The following is a 22,742-nucleotide window of genomic DNA, read 5'->3' on the forward strand; positions in this document are numbered from 1 at the left end:
CCAAATCCGAACGCCGCGCCCTGCACGCCCTGGCCCCGCTCACCGACTTCGGCCTTGTCATCGACGACGACCGCACACCGGAGTCGGTCCTGGAGGAACTCCACGGGGCGCCGGGTCAACGTCGAGGTGGCCAAGACCGGGTGACCACGTCGGCCGGAGACTTCCGGCGGGGCCGCTCCGGGCGGCGCGCCGCGCAGACGCCTGATGTACGAGCCGCTCCTCGTCTGCCGACCGCTGTGCGGCAGGATGGGGTCATGAGCGTAGTCAAGATCAACGTACTGGCCGTCCCCACCGAGCAGCGGGAGACGCTGGAGAAGCGCTTCGCCTCCCGTGCCCATGCCGTGGAGAGCTCCGACGGGTTCGAGTGGTTCGAACTGCTCCGCCCCGTCGAAGGCACCGACAGCTACCTCGTCTACACGCGGTGGCGTGACGAGGAGTCCTTCCAGGCCTGGATGGAGGGCCCCATGAAGGCGGCCCACCAGGGTGGTGACGCGCAGAGCGGCGAGCGTCCCAAGCCGGCGGCGAGCGGGTCCACGCTGTGGTCCTTCGAGGTCGTGCAGCAGGCGGCGCCGACGAGCTCGTAGGCAGGTCGTCGCGGGCGACAGGAGTACGGGAGCGTCTCGGCCCCGGGCAGGGGGCGACGAAGCAGCGGCGGCGTGCCGACTTCCCGTGAGCCGCCGGCTTCGGCCGCGCGTTTCGTCACGCCTGCGGCATACCGTCAAAGGACTGCCGGGGCCACGCCTCCGCCCGGGGATGAACTCACCGCCGACGGCGGAACCAAGCTGCTCCCGCGTCCGTTACCGCCGCCACCGCTTGATCCCGTGATCGCACGAAAAACCCGCCTCCGGTATTCCGGAGGCGGGCCTGTGTGGAGCGCCGGGCAGGCCTTGCACCTGCATCTCCCCGCAGGAAGCGGGACGTCTTTCCTTGGACCACCAACGCCGGGCTCACCGCCGGAAGTCCGGGCGGGAAGCTCAAGATCAATGATAGCGCAGCTGCAAGCGCCCGAAATCAGCGGGCGGCGCGCCGCGATCGGGTGGGCCGCCGCGCGCCGCCAGGCAGTCATCTTTCCGCTGTCCGGCCACTTCCGGTGTCCGGCTGGACGGTCACCGGAAGAAGTGAGTCAGTGACGGCCGTCGTGACGGCCGGCACCGTCGTCGTAACGGTCGCCGCGCTCGTCGCCGTGACGGTCGCCGCGTCCATCCCGGTGGTCACCGCCGAGACGGCCGCCACGGTCACTTTGGTGATCACCGTCGTGGTCGCCGTGGCGGCGGCCGCCCCAGGAGACTTCGTCGACGAGTCGGCCGTCCTCGTCGCGCAGGGTGGCGGTGTCGGCGCGGTCGTCCCACACACGGGTGCGGCGGTCCTGGTAGACGTCGCCGAGGGCGTCGTGGCCGATGCCGGTGTGGACGCGGACGGTGGAGCCTCCGTCCAGCCGGTAGTGGCGGAAGGTGTAGGTGTGGCCGTCGCGGTCCGACAGCGTCCAGCGGTCCAGGTTCACCGCGCGGCGGGCGGTGTTGGTGACCTCCGCCCACTCTCTGTTCAGCGACTGGTTGGAGCGGATGTCACGGCCCGGGAAGTTGTACTGGACGTTGCTGATCTCCACGGCCCCACGGCGTGAGGAGTGGTCGGCCGCAAAAGCCGGCAGCGCGGCCGACCCTGCCACCGCCGCCACCGTCAGCATGGCGGCGGCGAGACGACGGGCGGTCACAGACGCAGAAGCGGGCACAAAGTCCTCCTGAGGGTGCCGGCATCCCGTGGACGGCCGACTCGGTCCGTGCACGGGATGCGGGTGCGGGTGTGCGGCCGGCTGGCCGATGCCCACACATTGCCCCCAGTTCATAGCGATCTGGGTGATATGCGACCCGTGTTGCGAATTGCCGACATCGTTGTGACACTCGCCTGCACTGTCCATTTATGAATTGAACGCACCAGCTTGGTGGTCTGTCAGGCTCCGTGCCCTTGCAGGCACAGGTCCCCGCCGGATGCTCACCAGGGCGCACCGTGCCGCACTCGCCCGGACCGTCACCCGAAAGTGGATCACAGTCACTTGGCCCCAGTACCGTGTCCGTTCATACCCGCCGGCCGCGTCAACGCTGGGCTGTACGGGGCGGAGCGGGTCCCCCTGGGTGGCCGGCCGTTTACGGCGCGGAGAATCTGCTCGGCTTCCTGATCAAGGGTCTCCAACGCTCACGTGTTTCCCTCGGCGGTGCTGCACCTGCCCACCCTGCGCGTCCGCGAGGGGCGCGTGCGAGCGGATCTCGCCTACACCCACGCCGTTCCCAAGACCGCCCGCATGGGGCACACGGTCGCGCTCGGCGTGGACTGGGGGCTGAACACCCTGCTCAGTGCCGGGGCCGCCCGTCTCCACGACGACGGCACCATCACCGCCCTGGGAGCCGGGGGCATGTTCCGCGCGGCCGGTGTCCTCGCCCAGCAGCACCGGCTGCGCCGCCACCGCGGGCCTGCCCCCGCCCGGTGTGCGACTGCCACATCGGATATGTGCACCTGGAGACCCTGCCGCTGTACGACGTGTTCGCGGGCGGCATCCTGGAGCGCGTTCCGCGGGCTCTCCCGGACCGCCCGCTCCTGCCCGTGGTGCCTCTCACGTCCGGTGCGGGCCCCGGCTGACGGTCACCTGGCCCGCACCGCCGTCCGGTCGCTCAGGGCGTCGACGCCCTGAGCGACCGCTAGCTCGCCGGTTCGGCGGTCCAGGTGATGTGCGGGGGCACGACCCGCGCGCACAGGGGGTTGCCGCGTGCGTCGGTCAGGCCGAGGCGTGCGACCAGCAGACCCTCCCGGGCGGCGGCGAGCACCTCGGCGGGGACGGCGTCGAGCATGAGCTTGGCGCGGCGGAACATGGAGAAGACGCCCGCCTCGTCGACCGTGCCCCACGACAGGTAGATGAACCGGCGGCCCAGACGGTCCTGTACATAGGGGCCTTTCACCTCGGTACCCGTGGGCGAGGCGACCGTCGTGCACTCCAGGGTCCAGGTTGCGGACGTGGCGTCGCCGGGCTGCGGCCCGAGGAGTTCGGCCGGACGGTCGCGGCGTTGCACCGCGACATGGATGTTGCCGTACGCGGGGACATCGCGGTCGGAGGGGGCCGGACAGGTGAGGCCGGGCAGGTCGACGGCGTCGATACGGATACGCATACCGGCCATCATCCCGCCGTCGTCCGAGCCTGGTGCGTCGTCGGGGAGCCCACAGGGTCGAGGGGGAGTCGTCCGGTGGCCGGGGCGGATGCCGGTCAGCAGCCCGAGGCAGGGATCGGCCCCAGGAATGGAAGAGGGCCCGGATCATGTGGATCTGATCCGGGCCCTCTTCATTGGTAGCGGGGACAGGATTTGAACCTGCGACCTCTGGGTTATGAGCCCAGCGAGCTACCGAGCTGCTCCACCCCGCGTCGTTGTGTTTGCAACTCTACGCCATCTCAGGGTGTGCCGGAGACCATCTCGCGGGACGTCGGGCTCGCTCACGGCATCGGCAGGGACCGCCGGCGGCAGGGGCCGGCCTCGTGAGCCGTCCGGGTGATGGCGGACTGCGTCTCTCGCCGGCTGGGCGCAAGGCGGGTACTGCTGCGCGTCGAGACGGGAAACGCCCCGAGTACGGCCGTCGCCCGGGCAGCCGGCTTTCCGGCTCACCGGCGACGAGCCTGTCCTGCGCGGGCTCAAGGGCCGTCGAGGGGTGAGCGCGGGGGCGCCGGCGTCATGCTCGGGTTCTTGACATGCCGTTGAGTGGAGCAATGAGTGGTATGGCGTAGCGAGGCGCAGGAGGCTGGGCGTCTTGCCGGAATCGGGTGCCAGGAGTTCCGTGTGTACAGGCCGCATCGAACGAGCCGTCAGTCGTGTCGTCCGCTCGCATGCCTGCCCTCGGTCCGCTCCCCTGCTCGGGCGGCGTCCGTGGTCCTGTTGCTCGCGCGGCGTCGTAGGGTGCTGTGAGGTGGCCGGGCCGCAGGCCGCAGCCGGGCGGTGCGGGCCGCCCGCTGCCGGCACCGGCCGTGTGGATGCGCTGGCTGCCTCTTTTCTACGTCGCGGCTGTCCTGGCGCTCGAGCCCATCACGCCGGTGCAGTGGCCGGTGAGCTTCATGCTGATCGCTCTTCCGCTGGTGGCCGCGTTCGCCCACGGCCCCATCGACGTCATCGGCGTCACCGTGTTCGCTGTCGCGTTCGAGGCGGTGCTGGCCGGCACCGCGTGCTGTGCGGGACGTTCCGTCGGCTATCTGTGGGACCGCCATTACGTGGCCGCCTATTTCTGCACCGCCTTGATCGGCGCCCTGGGAACCATCCTGGCTGTCAGCCGGACACGGCGGGAACGCACGCTGGCCACCGTGCGCTTCGTGGCCGAGATCGCCCAGCGTGTGCTGCTCAGGCCGCTTCCTCACCGTATCGGTGACATTCTGGTGGAGAGCTTCTACCTCTCCGCCGACGCGGAGGCGCACATCGGGGGCGACCTCTACGAGGCCGTGCCCACCGTGCACGGCATCCGGCTTCTGATCGGCGACGTCCGGGGCAAGGGCCTTCTCGCCGTGGAGACCGCCGCCGCCCTGCTCGGCGCCTTCCGCGAAGCCGCCCACGACGAACCCGACCTCGCCGCCCTGGCCGGCCGGGTGGAGACCAGCATGACCCGGCGTGCCGCCCTGCCCGGGAGCGACATGGGTGAGCGCTTCGTCACCGCGGTCTTCGCGGAAATCGTGGCCCCCGACCGTGTCGTGCGGATCGTCAACTGCGGCCACCCGCCGCCCTTGCTCATCAGCGCCGCCGAAGTCACCGAACTGGAAACCGCCCAGTCCTCACCGCCCCTCAACCTCGGCGTGCTCGTCGGGGAGCCCTACCACGTCGATGAACATGCCTTCCGCCCCGGCGACCAGCTCCTGCTGTACACCGACGGCGTCACCGAAACACGCGCCCGGGACGGCTCTTTCTATCCCCTCGTTCAGCGGGTCCGCTCCTGGGGTCTCCTCCCGCCCCGGGAGCTCCTCGACCGTCTCCATCACGATCTCCTCGACTACAGCGCCGGCCGTCTCCAGGACGACACGGCCGCTCTCGTCGTCTGTCACGCGCCCGTTGAGCCCTCGGCGCCCGGGCATCACGGACCATCGACGCGGGAATGAGCGGGTGACCCGGCCCGGCTGGGCCCCGGCTCACCGCCCGGCGGCCACCGGTGCCGCTGCCGCGGCCTGGGCCGCCGCGATGAATCCCGCCACCTGCGGGGGCAGCCCGGCGCCGCGGCGCCAGGCCAGGCGGACCTGGGTGGGCGGCAGGTCGTGGATCGGAATGATCCGGATGGCCGGCGGCGCCACATCGGCCAGTGAGGCCACCGAGATGTGCACCGCGCCGGCGTTCATGACCAGCGCCATCATCTCCGCGATGGTGTCCACCCGGTGGCCGCGGTGGATCGTGCGGCCCCGCGGGGTGCGGCGCGGCACGATCTGGTCCCACAGGTACTCGGGGAAGGCTCCGGGGCGTTCGAAGGCCTCGTAGTCGGCGAGCTCCTCGAGGGAGACCGAGTCGCGGCCGGCGAGCGGATGGCCCGCGCCCACCACGGCGGCGCGCGGCTCGAGGCCCAGCACCGTGCTCGTGGCCAGGTCGCTCTCCTGGGGGCCGAACTTGACCACGAGCACGTCCAGTTCGCCGCCGCGCAGCGCCGAGAACGGGTCGGCGAGGTCGTAGGGTGCCAGCACCGCCTGATCCCCGGTGAGGCCCGCGGAGGCGAGGATGTCCAGCGCGGTCTGCGGGGAGCTGGGGTAGCCGAGGCGGATGGGGCCGGTGGCGGGGTCAGACATCGTGTGCCTCCTCGGTGAGAGCGGCGTAGGCGCGCAGCTGGTGGGGGCGGTCCGGCAGGCCGGTGGCGCGCAGGGCCGCGAACGGTCCGGGCAGTCCGGGCAGTGCGGGTGCCTGGCGGAGGGTCAGTTGGTCGCCGGGGCCGATGATCCCGTCGAGGACGGCCTCCACGAGCAGGTGGTTGAGGTGGACCAGGCAGTCGGCGACGGTCACTTGGGCGGTGGCGACATGCAGTTCGCGCCGGAGGGGCGTGCGTCCTGCGGGGTCCTGGTCCTCCAGGACCCGCACCACAGCGGGAGGGCGGGTGGGCAGTTCGGCCGTCCCGTCGAAGAGCTTGAGCAGCCGGCGCAGGGCGGCGGTGTCCTCGGCCGGTGCCGGGCCGAGCCAGGCGGCCGAGCCGTCGGCGGCGGTATGGCCGAAGGTGAATCGCTCGTCGAGGTTGTCCGGGTTGCCGGCCAGGAAGACGGTGCGGGTGAAGTCGCGGCGCCAGGCGGCGGCCGCTGCGGGATCGATGCCGTGGGCGAATGCGCAGGTGTCGCGCAGCCATCTGGGCAGGTCGAAGCCGCGCAGCACGCACACCGCCAGCACCTGGGCGTCCTGGGCCGCGCGGGTGATCTCCCGCTGGGCGGCCAGCAGCCCGTCGGGGGTCGGCAGGTCGAAGCGCGCGGCCAGGTCCGGCCGGGCGGCACGGATGCGCCCGGCGACCTCGGTGCGCAGGAATTCCTGGGAGACGCTCACAGGTACACCGCCGTGAGCAGTTCACGGCTGGGGGCCGGGCGGTGTCGGGCGAGCAGGCTGGAGGTCACCCGGTAGGGGTTGACGTGGAGGCGGTCGCCACGGTGGCGTGCGAGCACTTCGGGCAGCGGGGCCGGGTCGGTCTCCCGGCCGCCCGACAGCAACCGGGCGGCACGGGTCAGGCTCTGCCGCAGCACCTCGTGGCGGAAGGACTGCTGCTGGCCGGGCCCCAGCACCGCGATGAAGTACAGCCGCATGCCCAGGCGCAGCACCGGGTCGTCGTACTCCGCGGCGGCCCGGCCCAGCAGGGCGCCGGCCGTATGGTCGTGCCAGTCGCCGTGGCGCGCGGAGCGGATGGTCCCGTCGATGGGGACCCGGCCGAGGGTGACCCGGCAGACGGTGGCGCCGAACGCGGACAGGGTGCGCTCCAGCAGCCGGTAGTCGGCCTCCAGTTCACGGTCGTACAGGAGGACGATCTCGTCGAACCGCGGGGCCAGCGGGAGCAGTTCGCGCAGCGCGCAGGCGAGGTAGTTCGGGCGGCCCTCCCGGTCGACGATCTGGCGCAGCGGCAGGCCGTGGCGTGTGGCGTCGAGGAAGACCGGGCTGCCGTAGGCGCGCAGGTCCAGGCACATGCCGAGGCCGGCGAGCTTCTCGAGCATCTCCTCCAGGCCCAGTTCGGGCGGCTGGTGGGCGAGCAGGCCGGGGTCGTGCATGCCCAGGCGGGCGTAGTGCGCCGCCCACAGTTCCAGCACCCGGGAACTGGCCGGGTGCACCCAGCCGTGGTGCTCGACCGCGTCGGCGTACGGTCGCAGGACCGCGGCGCCGGCCCGTGTCTCCTCGGCCCGGTAGCCGACGTACAGCTCGCCGATCTGTTCCTCGGACAGTGCCGCGTAGTCCGTGTCGCCGCGGGTGCGGTCCAGGTACTCCCAGAAGCCGAGGGTCTGTTCGGTGGGGTGGTAGGTGGTCGGGCTGTAGCGGTAGGTGACGTCGGCGTCGGCGAGCCGGGCGGTGGCCCGGTACATCGCGTCGGTCCACAGCAGCCCCTTGAGGTGGCTGGGGGTCAGTGGCTTGGACGGGGTGACGGTGATCGGGGCGAGCAGCACTCGGCGCCGGGCAGAGCGGGCGGGTGTGTCCGTGGTCCCGGGGTGGGTGGCGCCGTGTACCGGGGTGGCGCGGTGGGTGAGTGTCTCGGTCGTTCGGAGGGCAGGCACCGGCTACCCTCCTTCCGTCGTCTTGACGGCTTGGACCAGTTCGTGCCGGCTGGGCGCCGGCGGCAGCAGCGCGGGGTCGAGCGGCGGTGCCTGCCGCACTCGGGCGAGGAACTTGTCGTCGCCGAAGACCTCGGCGGGTGTGCTCAAGCCCATGAGCACCCGGGTGACCGAGCGCCAGACCAGTGGGTCGGTCAGCGTCGCGGCCTGCACCTGGTTCGGTCCGGCCTGCTCGCCGGAGGCCTTCTGCCGCGGTGCCGCGGGATGTCCGGTGCCCGTCGCCGCGCTCCACCGGGCGGCCCGCTGCCGGTCCTCCTGGACCGCGAACTCGTACCAGGGGGTGAAGAGTTCTTCGGCGAGGCGGGCGGCGGCGTGGCCGAGGTCCGAGTCCGCCTCGGCGCCGGCCGCCAGGTCGGCGAGGCGGAAGGCATGGTCCAGGGCGAGCGACATCCCCCGCCCGTAGAGCGGGTTGGTGACGCAGGCGGCGTCGCCGACCGGGAAGAGGCCGGCGACCGGCCGCTGCCGGGTGGTCGCGTGGCCGGACAGCCGGTTGGGCGGGCAGCCGATGATGTTCACCGGGGTCAGCGGTTCGGCGACGGACGGGGCGAGCCAGGCGCCGATGCCGGGGGTGGCACGGGCGGCGGCGGTGAAGCCCTCCGCCTCGCGCAGTCCCGCCGTCTGCCGGTCGCCGGGGGGCATCATGACCGCGACGGCGAAGGTGTGGTTGTCCCCGGGATGCAGGGCGGCGGCGTAGTGGTCCCACACCCCGCCGGCCGCGTTGCCGCGGTTGAGGGGGCCTGGACGGGTTGTGCCGCGCAACCGGTACTGGCGGCTGTAGCCGGTGATGGCGCTGGGGTGGGTGAGGTCCTCGGCCAGGGGGACGCCTGCGGCGGCGAGCCAGTCGCGGGAGTCGGCGCGCCGGCCGGTGGCATCGACGACCAGGCCGGCCGGCAGCCGCTCGCCGCCGGAGGTGAGCACCGCGCGGACCCGTCGCAGCGAGGGGTCCAGGGCCAGTCCGCGCACGGTGATCCCGTGGTCGATCCGCACCTGTGGCAGGGCACGCACCGCCCGGTACAGCACCAGTTCCAGGACGCTTCGGCGGCAGGCGAGTGCGGCCAGCTGGTCGTCGTCCACCTGCCGGGTGCGGTCCTCGACCAGCGGTGGCAGCGCCTCGGTGAGGTCGAGGAGTTCGGCCCCGGCGGCCAGTGCGGCCTGAAGGACCCGGGGCGCCCGGGTGCGCAGCACCTGTACGCCGACCGAGGTGAGGGTGTGCGAGTGGATCGCCTGCGGCACGGTCGGCCGGTGCCAGCTGCTCGCGGCCTGCTCGATGGGGCCGTCGGGCGGTGGGGCGGAGCGTTCCAGCACCCGTACGCGGTGTCCCGTGCCGGCCAGGGCGAGCGCGGCGGCCAGGCCGGCGATGCTCGCGCCGGCGACGACTGCGTCCGCCATCTCAGTACCGCCTGCCGTGGACGAAGAAGACCCGCCTCACCTCGGCCTCGGCGCGCGGCGCTACCGGCTCGGGCCATCGGTGGTAGTCGGCGGCCGGATCGCCCGGCTGGAGGGCCTCCACGGTGAAGCCGTGGGCGTCGAACAGTGCCTCCGGCTCGTCGGTGCCGAACAGCCAGGGGCAGCCCCAGCCGGAGAACACCTCCAGCAGCGGGCGCATGGAGGGCAGGGTGAGCGCGGCGGCGTTGACGATGTCGGCGGCGATCAGGCTGCCCGGCGCCATGATGGCGGCCACCCGGTCGAGGATGCGGTGGACGTCGTCGCCGGGGATGTAGTAGAGCAGTCCCTCCAGCAGCCAGGTGGACGGCAGGCCGGGGTCGTAGCCGGCGGCCGCCAGCTCGTCCTCCCAGTCGGGTGAGGTGAGGTCGACGGGGACCGTGCGGTGGGCGACCCGGGGCCGGATTCCGGGCAGCCGCTCCTGCTTGAAGTCCAGTACGGCCGGACGGTCCACCTCGAAGTAGCGGATGTGGTCGGGCCAGTCGAGCCGGTGGGCACGCGAGTCCATCCCGGCGGGCGCCAGCACGATCTGGGTCATGTCCGCGTCCTGGGCCGCCTGCTGGAGGAAGTCGTCGAAGAACCGGGTGCGGATGGCGTTGTAGTCGGGTGTGCTGGGCACGGTGCGCTCGGCGTCCTTCGGGAAGGTGACCCGGCGTATCTCGCCGAGCAGCTCCTGGCCGATGCCGCCGGCCAGGAGGGCGGCGTAGGGGTCGTTGAAGAGCCGGTCCGGCCGGCTGCTCTCGGCCGCTCGCAGCGCGGCGGTCAGCAGCGCGGTGCGCTCGACGGCGTCCAGTGTCCCGGTCGTGGTGTCGGTCGTGGTGTCCGTCGTGGTGTCGGTCATGCCTGTCCTCCTCGGCCGGTCGCGGGGGCGCCGGTCAGTTGTTCCCAGAGCGCGGTGTCCTGCCGAAACAGCCGGTCCTTGACCTGTGGCGGCCGGACTCCGGAGGCGACGGTGGTGTGCCAGGCGCGCAGGAAGGCCTCGCCGTCGAGGCGCCGCAGGGTCAGTGGTCCCAGCCGGCCGGCACGGCGCGCCGCCCGGTAGCCGGGAGACTCGCGGCCGATCGCGGCGTCCAGCAGTTCGGCGAAGTGGTCACTCTCCAGCGCGTTCCACTCGTCGTGGGCCGCGACCGCGAACTCGTAGTGCGCCGCGCCGCCCTGCGCCGCGGCGTCCGGCGGCGGGTTCACCCGGCAGGCGGCGTTGCGTACGTCCAGTCCGGTGGACCGGGCGGCCGCCGCGAGGGCCCGGACGACCTGGGCGTCGCGCAGCCGCTCGCCCGCTGCGTCGCAGCGGGTGCCGCGGCCCGCGTACTCCACCCTGGGCACACCGCCGACCCGGTCGACGACTCGTACGACATCGCCCACCGCGTAGCGGTACAGGCCGCCGATGTGGCTGAACACCACGTGGTAGTCGCGGCCCGGCTCCAGCTCCTGGAGGCTCAGGGTCGGCGCGTCGGGCCGGACGTCGGTCTCGGCGTCCAGGAACTCATAGACCGCGGCGGTGACGACCAGTGAACCCGCCGACCCGTGCCGGTCGAGGGCGACTGCCGTGGGGCCCTCGGAGGCGGCGGCCGGCGCGGGCAGCGCGGCCACCCCCACCCCGAACTCCTCGCGCAGCCGCGGCAGGTAGAGCGTGGCCATGCCGGTGGTCCAGCAGAACAGCGCCCGCATGTGCGGCCAGACGTGGGCGGGGCGGAGCGTCCCGAAGTGGTCGGCGAGGCGCTCCAGTTCGGCGGCCCGGGCGGGGTTGGGGCTGGTGTGCGGGACACCGCCGAGCGTTCCGTCGCGGATCTCCTTGACCAGCCGGGGCCACCACAGGTTCAGCTGGTACGGCACGGCCGCGACCATCGCCGGGTTGATCCCGATCACACAGCGGACGTCGCTCTCCGCCGCCAGCCGCAGCCGCAGATAGGTCTTCTCCAGGTGATCGTCCTGGGCGACGGGCACCGGCAGCGTGCCCCACGGCGCCGCGGTACCGGGCTCCGCGGACAGCGGCTCGCCGAACCTGGCGCCGAAGTCGACCTGGCTGGCGCCCACATGGGGATGGCCGGAGGCGGTGGTCGGCGGGGCGGCGATCGGGTCGTGCTTGAGGTTCAGCACCGCGTCGGGCCGGGCGAGCACGTCGGGGTGGTGCTCGATCAGCGGGGCCCAGGCGGCGTAGTAGAACGGGAAGAACGTCCGGCGCATGAAGCTCGCCGTGACCGGGATCTTCTTGTGGGCGCCGGTGGTGCCGCTGCTGGTGAAGTACACGGCCGGGTCGTCGGCGCTGAGCAGGTTGCTCTCGCCCGCGGCCATCCGCTCGATCCACGGTGCCAGCGCCGCGTAGTCGTTGATCGGTACGGCCTTGCGGAAGTCGTCCAGCGACCGGATCGAGCCGAAGCCGTGGGCGCGGCCGTATGCGGTGTCCGCGTTGTGTTCCAGCAGCTCGGCCAGGACCCGGCGCTGGTGGCCGGCCGCGTCCCCGAGGGCGGCGCGCAGGCCGTCGCGTTCGCCGAAGACCCGTTCCCGGTAGCGGCGTACGCGGTTCGGGTCGCTCCCCTCGCTCCCCTCGCTCCCCGAGTCATCGGGGCCGGTCCCCTCGGGCCGCGAGTCAGCCGAGTTCACGGGCTATCACTTCTCGTATCTCCTGCGCGGTCCGGGTGACACGGTCACGTTCCTTAATGACGGTGACCGGCAGGTGCCGGACCTCCTCCCGCATGACCTTGCGCAGATCGGACTGGAAGCTCGCGAAGAACGCCTGTTGCGGCTGGTCGCCGTAGTACTCCAGGGGGTTCGCCTGGCTGCCGGACCCGCAGCGCCGCCAGGCGGTCTCGGCCGACACATCGAGGAAGATCACCCGGCGCGGCTGCGGGAAGGTCCGCCACCAGTCGAACATCGGGTGCTCGTCGATCCCGGTCAGACGGCACTTGGCGAGAATCTTGTAGTAGTAGGAGTCCACCAGGACCGGCGCTTTGCCCGCGCTGCGCTCGATGCTGTCGCGCAGATGGAGCACGGCCGTCTGCAGCACGGTGACCATGAAGTCCGGCGAGTAGTCCCGGTGCAGGCCCCGCAGCACATCGCCGACCAGGTCGCGGCGGAGCCGGGCGATGAGGGAGTGGCCCGGCTCGAGGAACTCGTCGTCGGCGGAGACGATCCGCCAGGCGGTTTCGCGGTCGGCGAGCTCGGCCAGTACCGAGGACTTTCCCGCATAGTCCGGGCCGAGCAGTACGAAGAACGGGGGTGTCGCGGCGGGCTCGGTGGACGGGGGGCGCTGCGGGGTGCCGGGGGCGGTGGCGTCCTGGGTCATCGGCTGTTCCCCGGACAGTGGCCGGGGGCACCGGGGCCCCGGCCGGCGGGCAGTGGGGCCGATGCCGGCGGACACATCAGCGGTGCCGGGCATGCGCGTCGAGGCAATGTCATGGAGGGTTGCTCGTCCCTTCCTTCGTACCGGCTTGTGGGAGCGGGCAGCGCTGCGGTCACCGAGCGGGCAGCACTGTGGTCACCACCGGAATGGCGGGGGCGGCGACCATCTGTCCCTGGAACCTCACTATCCCCCCCGCGCACATTCCGTGCTTCAACTACCGGGCCGGGTCTAGGGACTTCCCCGGCAAAGGCCCCCTTCGGCTGCAGCGCCCACGGCGCTGTGTGCTCGGCGCCGGGCGCACCAGGCGGCCGGCTGCCACGCCTCCGCTCCCCCCCGCACGGGCGGTTTGGCATCCGTGCCGGCTCAGGGGCGCCGTGGCGCCCCTAGCGTGGATCTTGGCAGCGCGGGCCGGTCGGCCCGCGCATTCCTCCTGTTTCTCTACCGCTTGAGGAGTCCCGTGCGTATTCGCTCGATCCTGTCGCTGGCCGCGTCCGCCGTTGCCGTGGCGGCGCTGGCCACCCCCGCCCAGGCCGCCGACGACGGCGCCTACTTCATCCGTGACGCACGCACCGGAGCGTGCCTGGCGGGCGGTGAAGGGCCGCTGGGCGGCCGCCTCGAACCCTGCAACCCCGCCACCGTGTGGGAGATCCGCAACCAGGACGACGGCATGGCCCAGATCGTCGAGGCGCGCGGGGGCCGCTGCCTGGCGCTCTCACCGGTCCACATCTACCCGCCGCCCGTGTGGGTCGACGAGTGCGGCCGCCAGCCCGACCGGTGGACGATCCGGGGGCCGGCCGACGAGCCGGTCGCGATCGCCCTCGGCCGGGGCGAGTGGGGCTACCTGACCACGCAGGGCTACCGTGCCGTCGTCAGCCAGGACGGCGGGCCCCAGTGGATCCTTCAGCGGCTCGGCTAGTACCTGCTCGGCCGGTCGTGCGACCGCGCCGCCCCCGTGCCGGGGCGGGGCGGTCGCAGCCGGTTCAAGCGGACTGTCGCCGGGTGGGCGGAGCAGACGCGCGGGGCGCCCCGGTGCAGCGCGGGACGGTGCATGCCGCGGGACAGGCGTCGCGTACTGACGGGGGTCATGGTGCAGTCCCGCCGGCCGCAGCCCGTACAGCCGTCGGGCCGGGGGCGGGCAGTTGTCGCGCTTCTGCTGTGGCGCCCCGGGTAGGCAACAGGCCGGTACCGCAGCCGCGTCGAGACGTCACACGGTCTGCGGGGCGAGGTCTGCCAGTGGTTTGCCGGAGAGGCGGAAGACGGTCAGTTCCTTGCCCTGGACCGAGGGGATCTCCGCGCCGAGCGACCGGTAGAAGGCGGCGGTCGGTTCGTTGGTGACCCGTCCCCACCACTGCATGTGGCGGTAGCCGCGCTCGGTGCACAGGCCGGCCAGCGTGCTCAGCAGGGCGGTGTCGAAGCCGCGCCCGACCGCGTCCTCACGGACGTAGATGTCGTCGATGTGGATGGCGGTGCCGCGCCAGGTGCTGTAGACGAGGCACCACAGGGTGTAGCCGACGATCTCGCCGGTCTCGTCGTCGACGGCGAAGTGGGCGAAGGCCACCGGGTCGGGGCCGAACAGAGCGCGGCGCAGTTCGTCCTCGTCGGTGCTGATCTGCGGTGTCGCCTCCTCGTCCTCGGCCATCCCGTGGACCATGGTGTGGAGCAGTGTGACGTCTTCGGCGGTAACTGGGCGAATCATGTCTGCCATCCCCTGATCCAGTCGTTCGGTGCACCAGGTGCACCAGGTGCGCCGGTGCACAGGCCGAACGGCGTCCGGCGGCCCTGCGGGCTGAGGTTCGCACACGTATGCAGATGCCATCCGTCCGGCCGGAGGGGAACTGGTGGAATGTCCAGTCTTCGGCGTCTGGGACTTCCCGCGGGAGAGTGGGGAGGGTAAAGAGAGAGGCCGGTGGTGTGGTTCGTGCGTACCAATTCCCGGCAGGGAAAAGAAGGCCCCGGCGGCCGCCGTCCGGCATTCTCTGGATTTTCCATTGTTTTCCCTACGACCTGTCGGGCGAGGTATCCAGTCGGTGTGTCCGGTGGCCAGAATGCGTTGTCTGGAGGCCAGCCCGACCGTCGCGGTGGCCGATAGAACGATTCAACGCGCAGAGAGGCAGCCATGATAGAGCCGGTACGGTTCGAGCTCAGCGCCCGGGACATTCCTGAGACCTGGTACAACATCGCCGCCGACCTCGACTATGTGGCGCCGGTGTTGAGCCCGGCGACCGGTAAGCCGGTCACTCGTGACGAGATGACCCGCACCATGCCGGAGGCGCTGGTCGACCAGGAACTGAGCAGGGAGGCCGAGTTCGAGATCCCCGAAGAGGTACGGCAGTTCTACGCCCGCTGGCGGCCGGCACCGCTGCTGCGCGCCCGCGGCCTGGAGCAGGCCCTGGACACGCCGGCGCGGATCTACTTCAAGTACGAGGGTGTGGCACCGACCGGCAGCTTCAAGCCGAACACCGCCATCCCGCAGGCCTACTACAACAAGCGGGCGGGCCGCACCGGCCTGATCGCCGAGACCGGCGCGGGGCAGTGGGGCAGCGCGATCGCCTTCGCGGCGGCCCTGTTCGGCATGGACGCCAAGGTGTTCATGGTCAACGTGAGCTTCCAGCAGAAGCCGTACCGCCGGGCGCTGATGGAGACCTTCGGCGCGAGCTGCACGCCGAGCCCGAGCATGGAGACCGAGGCCGGGCGGGCGGTCCTCAAGGAGAACCCGGACCACCCGGGAAGCCTGGGCATCGCCAAGTCGGAGGCGCTGCAGGTCGCCTTCTCCGACCCGCGCTGGGGCTACACCCGCGGCAGCGCGCTCAACCACGTGTGCGCGCACCAGACGGTGATCGGCCAGGAGGCCATCCTGCAGATGGAGATGGCCGGGGACTATCCGGACATCGTGGTCGGCTGCGCCGGCGGCGGCAGCAACCTGGGCGGCCTGGCGTTCCCGTTCCTGCGGTCCCAGCTCCACGGCGGGCCCAGCGTCCGGCTGATCGCCGTCGAGCCGGCCGCCTGCCCGACGCTCACCCAGGGCCGGATCGCCTACGACTACTCGGACACCGCCGGGCTCACCTCGCTGACCCGCACCCACACGCTGGGCCACCAGTTCGTGCCGCCGTCCGTGCACGCCGGCGGCCTGCGGGCGCACAACATCGCCCCGCTGGTCAGCCGGGTCGTGGAGGAGGGGCTGATGGAGGCGGTCGCGGTGCGCCAGCGCGACTGCTTCGAGGCCGGTGTGCTGTTCGCCCGCAGTGAGGGCATCGTGCCGGCCCCCGAGTCGACCCACGCGATCCGCGGCGCGATCAACGAGGCGATCCGGTGCCGTGAGGAGGGTGTGGGCCAGACCATCCTGTTCGGCCTGTCCGGTCACGGGAACTTCGACCTGAGCGCCTACGACCGTTATCTGGCCGGCTCCCTCGCCGATGACAGCATCGACCCCAGCGCCCTCGAACTGGGACTGGACAGCATTCCCAAGCTGGTGAACGGCTGACGCGGCGCGCCGCGCCGGGAACCGTGAGTTCGACAGAAGGGACGGGTCGATCCCGTGAAGCGTCTCAGCGCCCTGCAGTTCGTGGCCCTGGGGATCATCTGGGGTTCCAGTTATCCCCTGATCAAGGTCTCCGGCGAAGGGCTGAACCCGGGCCAGCTGGTGCTGGCCAGACTGGTCCTCGGGTCGGTGGTCCTGGTCGCCATCGGCCTGGCGACCGGGGTCAGGCTGCCACCGTTCGGATTCGTCTGGGTGCACATCACCATCACGACCGTTCTGGGCATGGTCGCCCCGTTCCTTCTCCTCGCCTGGGGCGAGCAGCACACCAGTGCCGCCATGGCCGGTGTGCTCACCGGCGCCACTCCGCTGCTGACGCTGGCGCTGGCCACCGTGCAGCTGCGCAGTGAGCGGGCAACAACGCGCCGCAGTGCGGGGCTTGCGCTCGGCTTCGCGGGAATCGTCCTGGTCATCGCGCCGTGGAAGGGCGCGACGGGCACCGTGGGCGGCGAGCTGGCCTGCCTGGCGGTCGCCGGGATCTACGCCGCTCACGCGGTGTTCGTGCGCAAGTTCCTCTCCGACCGGGGCATCCCCCCGACGGCCTCGGCCGGCGCGCAGACGCTGGTCGCGATGGTCATCCAGGCGGCGCTGCTGCCGTTTCTGGGCTGGCGTACCCCGTCGTTCACCTGGTCGGTCTCCGTCAGCATCGTGCTGCTGGGGGTGTTCGGCACCGGGCTCGCCTATGTGCTCTACAACCGGCTCATCGCCGACATCGGGGCGGTCGGCGCCTCCGCGGTCAACTACCTTGTCCCGTTCATCAGTCTGCTCATCAGCGCGGTCTTCCTCGGCGAGACCATCAACTGGAACGTGCCCATCGGCGGGGTGCTGATCGTGGTGAGCATCCTGCTCGGCGAGAACCAGCTGCGAACGGCGCGGTTGCGGTGGCGGCGGGGCCCGGCCGTTCCCGGGCCCGAGCCGGTGCTCGCGACGGCCACGACGGCCGCGACCGCCTTGGGGACCGTGGGGATCGCGGAGGCAGGACCCGCGGGTGAGGCCGGCCGCGCCCCCTGAGCCGACGCGTCATCGGGCACCTCCATGACGGCGCACCCCGGCCGTCGGTGACACCGGTCCGGATGCCGTGGAGGGGGCTTCGCCGGAGCTCTCCCGGAAGGCGGAGGCGCCTGGGCGCCCCCTTTCGGAAGTATGGAGGTTGATGTTGATGTCACAGATGCCCGCAGCCGATCCCGCCACACGCTCGATCCGGGTCGCCGTCCTGGCCGGCCGGCCGCTGCTCGTCACGGCACTGCGCACGGTCCTGGCCGGGGAGCCGGAGCTGGAGGCGGCCGGGGAGGCCGGCTCCCGTGCGCAGTTGCTGCGTCTGCTGGACGCCACGGAGCCGCAGGTCGTGCTGATCGACGACTCCGATCCCGGCTGGGAGACCGTCGACATACTGCGTGCGGTCCTCGGGCACACCTCCCGCAGGATCGCGGTGGTCGTGCTCATCGGCCAGGGCGTGGACGACGCCGCGCTGGAGTACCTGTGGGCCGGGGCGGACGGGCTCGTGCCGCACGACGCGGCGCTGAGCGAGATCGCCGCCGCGATCCGGGCGGCCTCGGCCGGCCACGCCGTCCTTCCCCCGCCGCTCACCCGCCGGCTCGTGGACCTCCTGGTGCGGCGCGTCCCCGCGCAGGCCGCCCCGCCCCGGGTGTCGACCCTGACGTCACGGGAACGGGAGATCTTCGATCTGATCGCGGCGGGCATGTCCAACAACGAGGTCGCCCGGGCCCTGGTGCTGAGTGAGAAGACCGTGAAATTCCACGTGTCCAATCTGCTGCGCAAGCTCGGCGTGCGCAATCGCGCCCAGGCGATTGTCTGGGCATGGGACCAAGGTGTTCTCTCCGGCCGGCAGGGCGGAGCCTTCTAGCGGTTCTGACGGCCGGAGAACTTCTCGAACAACGTTGTCACGGGCCCCGCCGGGGCGGTGCGGGCCGGGAATTGCTTTCCGGCCCGCACCGCCCCGGCGGGGCTTTTCGTTTTCCCGGACCGCGGCGACAGCAGCAATTCCCCTCGAACGCCTGTCGTGAATTAACGGTCGGTGTCCCGGAATACAGGTCCAAGGAACGGGTACCAAACCCCGCCGCTGGTCCGAAGAAATTCACAGGACTTGGGCTACAGACTGTTCATGACGGTTCATCCGGTCGGTGGACACAAAAACGTAGGTCCTCCGATGCTCGATCAATGGGGAGCTATGTCCAGATCGCTGGCAGGGGACGTCATAGCGCGTGCGCAGCAGAGCCCGGACGCTGGGGCACTGGTGCTCGGCGGCGCGGGGGACCAGGTCGTCACGTACGCCGAACTGGCCAAAACGGCGGACCGGATCGGCGCGGAACTGGCCGCCCGGTATCCCGACACCCGCCGGCCGCTCGCGCTCCAGGCGGCCAAGTCACCTGCGGCGATCGCCACCGTGCTGGCCTGTATGCACGCCGGACGGCCCCTGCTGCTCGCCTCCACGGATCTCGGCCCGCAACTCCTGGCCGATCTGGTCGGGCGCAGCGGCTGCCAGGCCGTACTGGGTCTCGCCGACGGCGCTCTGACGCACCGTCCGGCCCCCGGCGGGCCGGGGGCGGCCCCGCTGCTGCCGCCGGACACCAGCCTGCTGCTCACCACCTCCGGCTCCACCGGCACCCCCAAGCTCGTTCCGCTGGGCGGCGACGGCGTCGACGCCTTCACCTCCTGGGCGGGGAGCGCGTTCTCGCTCGCCGCCGGGGTGCGGGTGCTCAACTTCGCCCCGCTCAACTTCGACCTCACCCTGCTGGACATCTGGGCGACGCTGCGGCACGGCGGCACGGTCGTACCGGTGGACCACGACCGGTTCGTGGATCCGGCGTATCTGCTCGGGCTGCTGGCCGCCACCCGGCCGCACGTCGTGCAGGCGGTGCCGATGTTCTTCCGCCTGCTGACCGAGTCGAACGCCGGGTCCGACTTCCCGAGTGTGCGCGACGTGCTGCTGACCGGTGACCACGTGCACCGGTCGGTCAGGGCCGGGCTGTCCGGGCTCTTCCCGGCGGCGCGGTTTCACAACGTGTACGGCTGCACCGAGACGAACGACAGCATGCTGCACACCTTCACCGCCGGCGAGGCGGCCGACCGGGACGTGCTGCCGCTGGGGAGCCCGCTGCCGGGTGTCCTGGTCGAGGTACTGGCCGGCGGCGAGGTCCTGCGGGGCGCCGGCACCGGCGAACTCCTCGTCTCGACACCGTTCCAGAGCTCCGGATACCTCGGCGAGAGCGGGGCGGAGGAGAAGTTCACCGTCCGCGGCGACCGCACCTGGTACCGCACCGGCGACGTGGTCGCCCGCTCCGGCAGCGGTGAACTGGCCCTGGTGGGCCGCACCGACCTGCAGGTCAAGGTCCGCGGCGTGCGGATCAACCCGGAGGAGGTCGAGCGGGTCCTGCAGAGCCATGAAGGCGTCGCCGAGGCGGCCGTGGTGGCCGTGCCGCACCCCGCCGCGGGAAACGCACTGCACGCGTTCGTCCGGCGGAGCGACGACGCGGTGACCGGACTGCAGCTGCGCAGCTACTGCGCCGCCAAGGTCAACCGGGCGGCCATTCCCGCCGCCTTCCACCTGATGACCGACCCGCTGCCGATCGGACCCACCGGCAAGGTGAGCCGTCGCCTCCTCATGGAGAAGATCGAATGACCGTCAAACACGACATCACCGCGCACATCGCGGCGGAGTACCTGCCCGGCACCCCCGCCTCGGAACTGGACCCGTCCTACGACCTGCTGGCGAACGGGGTGATCAGCAGCCTGGACCTGCTGCGGCTGATCGGGTGGCTGAGCGACCGGACCGGCATCCCGTTCGAGGACCTGGAGATCTCCCCGGACGACTTCCGGTCCGTCTCGGCCATCGAGAAGGCCGTCCAGCGCTTCGCGGGCACCACCGCCCCCGAGTAGCCCCCCAGCTCCCCCACTCGCCCATTTCCCCCACTCCCCAGCTCCTCCCATCATCCTCACCGCCATCCCCACCCAGGAGAAAGAAACAAGAACATGTTCATTCGTGAGAAGTCGCAGGTCACGCCGGTCGAATGGGGCAGCGGCCCGAGCCACCGGCTGCTGGTCGAGGCGGACAACATGGGCTTCGGCATCTGCCACACCGTCGTCCGGGCGGGCACGAAGTCGAGGCTGCAGTACCGGCGCCATCTGGAGGCGTGCTACTGCATCTCCGGCTCGGGCCGCGTCGAGGCCGCCGACGGCAGCCTCGGGCAGGACCTGTACCCCGGTGTGCTGTACGCCCTCGACGAGCACGACGCCCACTTCCTGATCGCCTCCCCCGACGAGGACCTGGAACTGGTCAGCGTCTTCAACCCGCCGCTGAGGGGCGACGAGAGCCACACGCTGAGCCAGGACGCCTTCTCCCAGTACTGAGGATCGGAAGTCCACCGCCATGATTCGCTGGAGCGAGGAACAGCAGGAACTGCGTGCGGCGATCGGCGCCGTCGCCGCGAAGCTCGGCGCCGACCACCTCGAACGCGACCCGACCGGCACCTTCGACCGGGACGGCTGGCAACGGCTCAAGGACATCGGCCTGTTCGCGCTGCCGTTCGACCCACAGCACGGGGGGCTCGGCAAGGACCTGCTGACCACCGTCCATGTGCTGGAACAGCTCGGCTACGGGTGCCAGGACTCCGGACTGAACTTCTCGGTGTCCACCCACATGGTGAGCACCGGTGTCCCGCTCCAGCGATTCGGTTCGTCGGCGCTGAAGGCCCGCTACCTGCCGGAGATCTGCGCCGGCACGATGATCGGCGCGCATGCCATCACCGAACCCTCCGGCGGTTCGGACGTGATGGGGATGCGCACCACCGCCGTCCTGGACGGCGACGACTTCGTCCTCAACGGAAGCAAGGCGTTCATCAGCAACGGCTCCATCGCCGACCTGCTCGTCGTCTACGCCCGTACCGGCGCCCCGGGGGATCTCGCCGGGATCACCGTCTTCCTGGTGCGCCGGGACTCGCCGGGAGTGTCGGTCGGCCGTCCCATCCCGAAGATGGGCCTGCGCACCTCGCCGCTGGCCGAGGTCTTCCTGGACGGCGTCCGGGTGCCCCGGGACCATGTGATCGGCGGCCGGGGCGCCGGGTTCCTCATCCTCGACCACGTCATGAAGTGGGAGATCCTGTGCGGCTTCGGGATCATCGTCGGGGAGATGCGCCGACGGCTGGAGCGGTGCGTGGAGTACGCCCGCACCCGTACCCAGTTCGGCGCGGCCATCGGCTCGAACCAGTCGGTCGCCAACATGATCGTCGAGATGCGGATCGACCTGGAGACCTCGCAGAAGTGGATCTACGACACCGCCGAGAAGCTGCAGTCCAAGGCCGACGTCTCCGCTGACGTCGCGATGACCAAGCTGGTGGTGAGCGAGGCCAACGTGCGCTCCGCGCTGAACGCGGTCCAGGTCTTCGGCGGTTACGGCTACGTCAGCGAGTACGGGGTCGAGAAGGACCTGCGGGACGCGGTCGGCGGGCGGATCTACTCCGGCACCTCGGAGATCCAGCGCCAGCGCCTGGCCACCCTGATGGGTCTCAACCGTCCGGCCAAAACCGCCTAGACCCGCCCAGCCCCGCCCTGGACCTGGAAGGAATCCCGAGAACATGGCAGAGAACACCGGTGCCGCCGACCCCGCGGCCACCGCCGCCGCACCGGCCACGCTGGCCGCGACCGAGTTCCTGGACCACGAGTCGCCGGCCGTCCGCGCGTTCGTCGACAAGACCCTCTCCGGCGCGGCCGACACCGACACCGACACCCAGAAGGCCATCGCCCTCTACTACGCCGTCCGGGACGGCATCAGCTACGAGGTGTACGGCGCGGACCTGACCCGGCACGGCCTGAGCGCGACCGGCGTGCTGGAGAAGGGCTTCGGGTTCTGCGTCCACAAGTCCATCCTGTACGCGGCCGCCCTGCGCGCCGTGGGCATCCCCAGCCGGGTCTACTACGGCGATGTGCGCAACCACCTCGCCTCGCCGCGGCTGCGGGAGCTGGTCGGCGGAGACGTCTTCCGCTTCCACAGCCTGACGTCTGTTCACCTCGACAACACCTGGGTGAAGGCGACCCCGGTCTTCAACAAACTGCTCTGCCGGCTCTACAAGATCAAGCCGCTGGACTTCGACGGCCGGACCGACAGCCTGTACCACCCGTTCGACGAGACGGGCCGGCAGCACATGGAGTTCATCCACGAACACGGCACCTTCGACGACGTCCCCTACGACCTGGTGGTCGGCGGGATCCGGCAGGCGCACCCGCTGCTGTTCGCGAGTGCCCACACCACCGTCGCCGGCTCGCTGTCCGACGAGGCCGCGACCGCGACGGCCTGAGACGGCGTCCGGTGCGGCCCGCCCCGGTTCCCCCCTTCCCGGGCGCGCCGCACCGGACGGCCCACCGCACGACGGACCGGTCGGCTGACCGGAGGCCGGCGGACGTGATGCGTCCGGTCACCGTGGACAACGACGTCCCGGTGACCGGTCCCCACCGATCCCACGGGGGCGGTGGCGCCTTCGCGTACCCGCCGCAGGGCCGCCACCGCGGCGGGGCCCGCCGGCTCCCGGACGGCAGCGGCAAGAAGGCGCGGGAACTCTAGGGAACTCCTGGTCCGGCGGGGGCGAGCATGGGATGCCAGAGCACGCACCGGGCCTGGCCGGGTT

Annotated in this window: 22 protein-coding genes, 1 tRNA gene and 1 pseudogene; 13 read left to right on the forward strand and 11 right to left on the reverse strand. The window is 71.5% G+C overall.

The features are described from left to right. Positions 1-254: 254 nt before the first annotated feature. A complete protein-coding gene (locus OG747_RS00410) occupies positions 255-584 on the forward strand; it encodes an antibiotic biosynthesis monooxygenase family protein (RefSeq protein ID WP_405885391.1) in 330 nt (109 codons plus the stop codon). 539 nt (positions 585-1,123) lie between these two features. On the opposite strand, the gene OG747_RS00415 is transcribed toward OG747_RS00410, so the two are convergent. After that, on the reverse strand, positions 1,124-1,729 hold the full coding sequence (locus OG747_RS00415; RefSeq protein ID WP_405876664.1) for a lamin tail domain-containing protein: 606 nt from the start codon (positions 1,727-1,729) through the stop codon (positions 1,124-1,126). A 716-nt stretch (positions 1,730-2,445) separates the two neighbouring features. On the opposite strand from OG747_RS00415, the pseudogene OG747_RS00420 reads away from it, so the two are divergent. Further along, positions 2,446-2,631 (forward strand): annotated as a pseudogene (locus tag OG747_RS00420) (radical SAM protein); the annotation flags it as partial. A gap of 59 nt (positions 2,632-2,690) precedes the next feature. Here OG747_RS00420 and OG747_RS00425 read toward each other — a convergent pair. Then, positions 2,691-3,155 (reverse strand): DUF5990 family protein, encoded by a 465-nt coding sequence (locus OG747_RS00425; protein WP_405876666.1) that lies wholly within the window; start codon positions 3,153-3,155, stop codon positions 2,691-2,693. A 174-nt stretch (positions 3,156-3,329) separates the two neighbouring features. Further along, a tRNA-Met gene (locus OG747_RS00430) sits at positions 3,330-3,406 on the reverse strand. A gap of 600 nt (positions 3,407-4,006) precedes the next feature. On the opposite strand from OG747_RS00430, the gene OG747_RS00435 reads away from it, so the two are divergent. Continuing rightward, positions 4,007-5,113 carry a PP2C family protein-serine/threonine phosphatase gene (locus OG747_RS00435; RefSeq protein WP_405885392.1) on the forward strand — a complete coding sequence of 369 codons (1,107 nt, stop codon included), beginning with the start codon at positions 4,007-4,009 and terminating at the stop codon, positions 5,111-5,113. Positions 5,114-5,143: 30 nt separating this feature from the next. Here the strand turns inward: OG747_RS00435 and OG747_RS00440 are convergent, their stop codons facing one another. From OG747_RS00440 to OG747_RS00470, 7 genes are read right to left on the reverse strand one after another with little or no spacing between them, the layout of a single operon-like run. Beyond that, entirely contained in the window at positions 5,144-5,785 is a 642-nt protein-coding gene (locus OG747_RS00440) for a LysR substrate-binding domain-containing protein (protein WP_405876668.1), read from the reverse strand. Continuing rightward, positions 5,778-6,521, reverse strand: coding sequence for a DUF6182 family protein (locus tag OG747_RS00445; protein ID WP_405876670.1), 744 nt, complete (start codon positions 6,519-6,521; stop codon positions 5,778-5,780). The genes OG747_RS00440 and OG747_RS00445 overlap by 8 nt, the downstream gene beginning before the upstream one ends. Then, positions 6,518-7,729 carry a hypothetical protein gene (locus OG747_RS00450; protein WP_405876672.1) on the reverse strand — a complete coding sequence of 404 codons (1,212 nt, stop codon included), beginning with the start codon at positions 7,727-7,729 and terminating at the stop codon, positions 6,518-6,520. Before OG747_RS00450 ends, OG747_RS00445 begins: the two co-directional genes overlap by 4 nt. 3 nt (positions 7,730-7,732) lie before the next feature. Next, positions 7,733-9,175, reverse strand: coding sequence for an NAD(P)/FAD-dependent oxidoreductase (locus tag OG747_RS00455; RefSeq protein WP_405876674.1), 1,443 nt, complete (start codon positions 9,173-9,175; stop codon positions 7,733-7,735). 1 nt (position 9,176) lies between these two features. Beyond that, the gene (locus OG747_RS00460) at positions 9,177-10,070 is read right to left on the reverse strand and encodes a class I SAM-dependent methyltransferase (RefSeq protein ID WP_405876676.1); all 894 of its coding nucleotides are present in this window, start codon (positions 10,068-10,070) and stop codon (positions 9,177-9,179) included. Continuing rightward, positions 10,067-11,830, reverse strand: coding sequence for a GH3 auxin-responsive promoter family protein (locus OG747_RS00465; RefSeq protein ID WP_405876678.1), 1,764 nt, complete (start codon positions 11,828-11,830; stop codon positions 10,067-10,069). The genes OG747_RS00460 and OG747_RS00465 overlap by 4 nt, the downstream gene beginning before the upstream one ends. After that, positions 11,817-12,512, reverse strand: a complete 696-nt coding sequence (locus OG747_RS00470; RefSeq protein WP_405876680.1) for a dTMP kinase — start codon at positions 12,510-12,512, stop codon at positions 11,817-11,819. The genes OG747_RS00465 and OG747_RS00470 overlap by 14 nt, the downstream gene beginning before the upstream one ends. 514 nt (positions 12,513-13,026) lie before the next feature. Between OG747_RS00470 and OG747_RS00475 the strand changes: the two genes are divergently transcribed. Beyond that, entirely contained in the window at positions 13,027-13,485 is a 459-nt protein-coding gene (locus tag OG747_RS00475; protein WP_405876682.1) for a hypothetical protein, read from the forward strand. 288 nt (positions 13,486-13,773) lie between these two features. On the opposite strand, the gene OG747_RS00480 is transcribed toward OG747_RS00475, so the two are convergent. Beyond that, the gene (locus tag OG747_RS00480) at positions 13,774-14,265 is read right to left on the reverse strand and encodes a GNAT family N-acetyltransferase (protein ID WP_405876684.1); all 492 of its coding nucleotides are present in this window, start codon (positions 14,263-14,265) and stop codon (positions 13,774-13,776) included. Positions 14,266-14,685: 420 nt separating this feature from the next. Here OG747_RS00480 and OG747_RS00485 point away from each other — a divergent pair, with 420 nt between their 5' ends. From OG747_RS00485 to OG747_RS00525, 9 genes are all read left to right on the forward strand, one after another. Continuing rightward, positions 14,686-16,050, forward strand: coding sequence for a TrpB-like pyridoxal phosphate-dependent enzyme (locus OG747_RS00485; RefSeq protein ID WP_405876686.1), 1,365 nt, complete (start codon positions 14,686-14,688; stop codon positions 16,048-16,050). 54 nt (positions 16,051-16,104) lie between these two features. Continuing rightward, a complete protein-coding gene (locus tag OG747_RS00490) occupies positions 16,105-17,115 on the forward strand; it encodes a DMT family transporter (protein WP_405876688.1) in 1,011 nt (336 codons plus the stop codon). A 148-nt stretch (positions 17,116-17,263) separates the two neighbouring features. Further along, on the forward strand, positions 17,264-17,968 hold the full coding sequence (locus tag OG747_RS00495) for a LuxR C-terminal-related transcriptional regulator (RefSeq protein ID WP_405876690.1): 705 nt from the start codon (positions 17,264-17,266) through the stop codon (positions 17,966-17,968). 324 nt (positions 17,969-18,292) lie between these two features. Further along, the gene (locus tag OG747_RS00500) at positions 18,293-19,744 is read left to right on the forward strand and encodes an AMP-binding protein (RefSeq protein ID WP_405876692.1); all 1,452 of its coding nucleotides are present in this window, start codon (positions 18,293-18,295) and stop codon (positions 19,742-19,744) included. Beyond that, positions 19,741-20,001 carry an acyl carrier protein gene (locus OG747_RS00505; protein WP_405876694.1) on the forward strand — a complete coding sequence of 87 codons (261 nt, stop codon included), beginning with the start codon at positions 19,741-19,743 and terminating at the stop codon, positions 19,999-20,001. The genes OG747_RS00500 and OG747_RS00505 overlap by 4 nt, the downstream gene beginning before the upstream one ends. A gap of 93 nt (positions 20,002-20,094) precedes the next feature. Then, on the forward strand, positions 20,095-20,472 hold the full coding sequence (locus tag OG747_RS00510) for an ectoine synthase (protein WP_405876696.1): 378 nt from the start codon (positions 20,095-20,097) through the stop codon (positions 20,470-20,472). 19 nt (positions 20,473-20,491) lie between these two features. Further along, entirely contained in the window at positions 20,492-21,652 is a 1,161-nt protein-coding gene (locus OG747_RS00515) for an acyl-CoA dehydrogenase family protein (RefSeq protein ID WP_405876698.1), read from the forward strand. Positions 21,653-21,695: 43 nt separating this feature from the next. Next, positions 21,696-22,415, forward strand: coding sequence for a transglutaminase family protein (locus OG747_RS00520; RefSeq protein WP_405876700.1), 720 nt, complete (start codon positions 21,696-21,698; stop codon positions 22,413-22,415). Positions 22,416-22,519: 104 nt separating this feature from the next. Next, complete coding sequence (locus OG747_RS00525; RefSeq protein ID WP_405876702.1) at positions 22,520-22,678, forward strand: hypothetical protein; 159 nt, start codon at positions 22,520-22,522, stop codon at positions 22,676-22,678. Positions 22,679-22,742 lie beyond the last annotated feature (64 nt).

It is taken from the genome of Streptomyces sp. NBC_01384 (assembly GCF_045040035.1).
Taxonomy (GTDB): domain Bacteria; phylum Actinomycetota; class Actinomycetes; order Streptomycetales; family Streptomycetaceae; genus Streptomyces.